Annotated in this window: 4 protein-coding genes; 1 reads left to right on the top strand and 3 read right to left on the bottom strand. The window is 68.4% G+C overall.

Annotated elements, in window-relative coordinates; all coding sequences use genetic code 11:
- Positions 1 to 138: 138 nt before the first annotated feature.
- Positions 139 to 939 (bottom strand): SDR family NAD(P)-dependent oxidoreductase, encoded by an 801-nt coding sequence (locus tag LX16_RS00805; protein WP_147131570.1) that lies wholly within the window; start codon positions 937 to 939, stop codon positions 139 to 141.
- A complete protein-coding gene (locus LX16_RS00800) occupies positions 936 to 2,366 on the bottom strand; it encodes a DHA2 family efflux MFS transporter permease subunit (protein ID WP_147131567.1) in 1,431 nt (476 codons plus the stop codon). Before LX16_RS00800 ends, LX16_RS00805 begins: the two co-directional genes overlap by 4 nt.
- Positions 2,367 to 2,489: 123 nt before the next feature.
- Between LX16_RS00800 and LX16_RS00795 the strand changes: the two genes are divergently transcribed.
- Entirely contained in the window at positions 2,490 to 3,140 is a 651-nt protein-coding gene (locus LX16_RS00795) for a TetR/AcrR family transcriptional regulator (protein ID WP_147131563.1), read from the top strand.
- 82 nt (positions 3,141 to 3,222) lie between these two features.
- Here the strand turns inward: LX16_RS00795 and LX16_RS00790 are convergent, their stop codons facing one another.
- Positions 3,223 to 3,603 carry an SCO4402 family protein gene (locus LX16_RS00790; RefSeq protein WP_147131560.1) on the bottom strand — a complete coding sequence of 127 codons (381 nt, stop codon included), beginning with the start codon at positions 3,601 to 3,603 and terminating at the stop codon, positions 3,223 to 3,225.
- Between the last annotated feature and the right edge of the window lie 396 nt (positions 3,604 to 3,999).

Here is a 3,999-nt window from a genome sequence, read left to right as displayed (position 1 = left end):
TCCCGACCAGACACACACCGGGAACCTGAAGCAGGTTTCCGGTGTATTCGTTCGCATGTGTACCGGCGGCGTGCGCTTCCGGTCGGCACGGTGGGAGGTGCACCTGCACCTCCCACCGTCGAAACGGTGCGACGGGACTCAGTGACGCAGCAGGCCCGTGGTGAGTCGGTGGAGGCGGGCCGCCGCGCGGTCGTCGACCTCACTCATCCGGGGATCGACACGCCGGCTGACGGCGAAGGCGCTCACCGGATCGGCAGGCGGTGCGTCCACGAGGGCGGCGAGGTGCGGCACGATCCGGTCGACCGGGGTCGCGACCCGTTTCATGCGCTGGACGAGCGCGGCCGTTTCGGGGTCGAACTCCCCCGCGAAGCTGGAGGCGACACTGCCGGGGTTCACCAGGATGTACTTCGTCCGAGCGTCCGGATGTTCGGTGGCGAAGGCGAGTCCGAGTAGGTCGTTGGCCCTCCCGGCGTGGAACTGTGCCTCCACTCCGGAATAGCCGCGACAGAACCCCAGGTCATCCCATCGAATCTCGGGTTTGGGCGCTCCGGGGCCGGAGACGTTCAAGACGACGGGGGCGGGAGCCGCTTCCAAACGGTCGAGCAGCTCATGACTCAGTGTGAACCGGCTGAGGTATTCAAGCGCGAAGCAGGCCTCGAAGCCCTCGACGGTCTCGTACCGGTGGGAGCGGAAGTACCTGGCACACAGGATGAGCGCGTCGATCGCTTCGAATCGGGACTTGAGCAGGTCGACCACGCGCAGGTTCTCCGCGACCAGACTCAGGTCGGCGCGGACGAAGTGCCCACCGAGCCGGGCCAGCGCCGCCCCTTTTACCTCGTCGCGCCCGATCGCGACGACCGTGTCGCCTTGTGCCAGATGGTGCCGGGCGAGTCCCGCGCCGATGCCGTCCGTGCCACCGGTGATCACGATGGTCCTCATGACGCGACCACCCCGGACTTCACGCGGGGTCCGGTGTCCGACGGTGAACCATTGCCGGGCAGGAACCAGGTGGCGGCCAGCACGGTCGCGAGGACCGCTGCCAGGAACCAGTACACGGCGTGGAGGCCGTCGAGGGTATCGGTCGCGATCGACAGGATGAGCGCCACGACGGCGACGCCGATCGAGCCGCCGAGTTGGTTGAGCATGTAGAGCACCGAACTGCCCTGGGCCACTTGCGAGGCAGGCAGGGTTCGGTACAGCGATCCCATCGTCGGGGCGCTGACGAACCCGCTCGCGAGGCCCATGACCAGCGTCGCGCCCACCGACCACGCCAGGGGCGTGTCGGTGTCGATGCGGGTCAGTCCCAACACGCAGGCCAGCAGTCCGATCGCGCCGGTGCGAGCGAGGACGCGGCTGCCGATCCGGTCGGAGATCCATCCGGCCAGCGGCATCGAGATGGTGCCACCCAACCCGAAGGGGGCGACGAGGAGCCCGGCCGCGAGGACGGTGGAGCCGTGCGCCTGCTGGTAGTACAGCGGCAGGACGATCAGGCTGGCGTACATCACGACTCCGGTGAGTCCCATGATGGTGACACCGGCGCTGAAGCCGGGGTTGGCGAACATGCGCAGGTCTATGAGGGGGTCGCTGCCGGGCCGCAACGCCCGGATCGCGTACACCGCGAGCAGGACCGCGCCGGCCGCGAGGGGCAGGAGCGTCTGCCAGACGGTGAACGCCGCATGCTCGGCGGCCTGTGAGGCCGCCAGCATGAGCGCGGCGACGCCGGGGCCGATGAGCGCCAGGCCGATGACGTCGAGCCGCGGCCGCCGCTGTCCGGCCTCTCGCGGCGGTTCGGCGGGAAGCACCGACAACGACATGACGAACACGACGGCCGCGATGAGGACGCTCAGGTGGAACATCCAGGGCCAGTCGAGCCGGTCGAGGACCGCACCGCCGAATATCGGGCCGACGACCGGCCCCAGGGACAGGACTACGCCCATGAGTCCCATGACCCGCCCGGCCCGGGCGGGCCCGGCCGCGCGGGCCAGAAGGATGAGCACGAGCGGGTCGAGGATCCCCGCGCCGAAACCCTGGAGGATCCGAAACGCGATGAAAATGCCGGCGTTCCAGGCGAATCCGGCTGCGAGTGAAGCGGCGGCGAACAACGCGAGGCCGATCAGCCACATCCGTCTGCCACCGAACCGGTCGACGGCCCAGGTGGTGAAGGGGATGGCGATAGTGACCGCCAGCAGGAAGCCGGTCGAGGCCCAGCCGATGGTGGCGAGGGAGGCGTTGAACTCCACCGCGAGCAGGTCGAGACCGACGGCGACCATGGTGCTGCTGAGCAGGCCGAGGACACCGCCGAGCAGGATCACCCCGATGATCCGCAGCAGCGGCGCGTCGAAACGGTCGTTCCCAGGTGAGGGCACGGGAGCTCCAATCAAACCAGACTGATGAGTCTAACTTTTTGATCTGGCGAGTATTGCATACTCGTGCGTCCGGAAAACTAGACCCACGAGTACGATTCGATGGAGGTCGTCTACGCTGTGCGCATGAGCGCGGCGATGAGGCGGAAGGGGCAGGCGGCCCACCGGGGCCGCTTGGACAAGCGGCAGGCGATCCTCGCCGCCGCGTTCGAAGTGTTCGCCCGGCGCGGGTACGCGCAAGCCGGCGTCGACGAGGTCGCCGCCGAAGCCGGAGTCGCCAAGGCCACCGTCTACAACCACTTCGGTGACAAGGAGACCCTGCTGCGCGAAGCCATCGCGGCCAGCGCAGAGGAGGCCACCGCCAAGAACCTCGCCGCCGTCGAACGCCTCGTCGACACCGGCGGCGACCCGCGCGAGCTCCTCGAAGACGTCGGCTTCCGCCTGATCCAGTGCTACTGCGACGAACAGTCCTGGGCTCTGCGACGGCTGCTGTACGCGGAGCTCGCGCACCTGCCGGACCTGCTGGAGATCGTGCAGGTCCACGCCTCCGCGCGCGTCCAGCAGGCCCTAGCCGACCGGCTCGCGCGGCTCGCGCTCGCCGGGCGGCTACGGATCTCCGACCCTGACTCGGCCGTGGAGCAGTTGAGCGCGCTCCTCACCGGTCCACTCGAAGCCCGGGCCGCATGGGGCACGCGTCGCCTGTCGGCCGCCGAGATGCGGCAGGTCGCGACCGCCGCGGTCGGCACCTTCCTGCACGCCTTCGGTTCCCGGGCGTGACGGCGTTCGGGTTCGGGTCCATGCGGCGCCACAGGATCCGTTCTCACAGGTTCCAGCGCGTGCCGGGTCGAGCACCGTTGCCCTATCGAGCCGTGTTCAGGAGGGCTTTCGCTCGTGTCGCCGCGGTGACCACGTCGGTCCATCTCGGGTCGGACAGGTAGCGGTCGTCCGGGCTGTCGGCGAGGTCGTCGATCATGGGGTCCAAGGCCCGGTAGACCCGCTCCACGGCGGTGGCCTCCTCGCCGGAGACGAGGAACGCGCCGACATACCGGTCGACGTCCTCATCGTCGGCGATCAGGTCGTGGAAGACGTTCACCGTCGTGGTGAGGTCGTCGAAGAAGCCCGGCTGTGGATACTTCTCGTCGATCCACACCCGCTGCTGGTAGTCGCGGTCGGACAGGCTAGTCATCGTTTCGATGAGTGCTCGCCGCATCGCCGGGAACTTCAGTTCGGAGAGTCGCACCTCCTCCGCTCCCTCCATACGCTAGACGGGATGTACGAGACCGCCCGGTGTTCGGAGCCTATCGGTGCCCTCGTGAATCATGAGCGCGAACCCAGGCCACCGGCGACCACGAAGGGTCGGCGGGATCACCGGCCGGTCGGCCACACCCGTCGCGCTCCAACCGTCAGGGCAGCAGGACGGATGCTTCGGCACCGAGTTCACGGCCGCCGGCTGTTCGTGTCGGTGGTGGTGTCAGTACGAGTACAGGGCGGTGAAAAGGCGGGCCTCGATAGTTGCGGACATGACGCACAACAACAACACCACCGCCATCCGGTTCTCCGACACCGAGAAGAACACCATCCGCATCGCCGCATACGGCGCCGTCACCCTCATGGCCGCCGCCACCACCGCGAACGG

Source organism: Stackebrandtia albiflava (assembly GCF_007994225.1).
GTDB lineage: Bacteria > Actinomycetota > Actinomycetes > Mycobacteriales > Micromonosporaceae > Stackebrandtia > Stackebrandtia albiflava.
The sequence above is the reverse complement of the archived record's forward strand: the minus strand, read 5'-3'. Positions and strand labels throughout refer to the sequence as shown.

What these genes read in the sequence shown, in the direction of transcription:
- LX16_RS00805 (WP_147131570.1), bottom strand. Translation starts at nt 939, where the DNA reads ATGAGGACCATCGTGATCACCGGTGGCACGGACGGCATCGGCGCGGGA.
- LX16_RS00795 (WP_147131563.1), top strand. Translation starts at nt 2,490, where the DNA reads ATGAGCGCGGCGATGAGGCGGAAGGGGCAGGCGGCCCACCGGGGCCGC.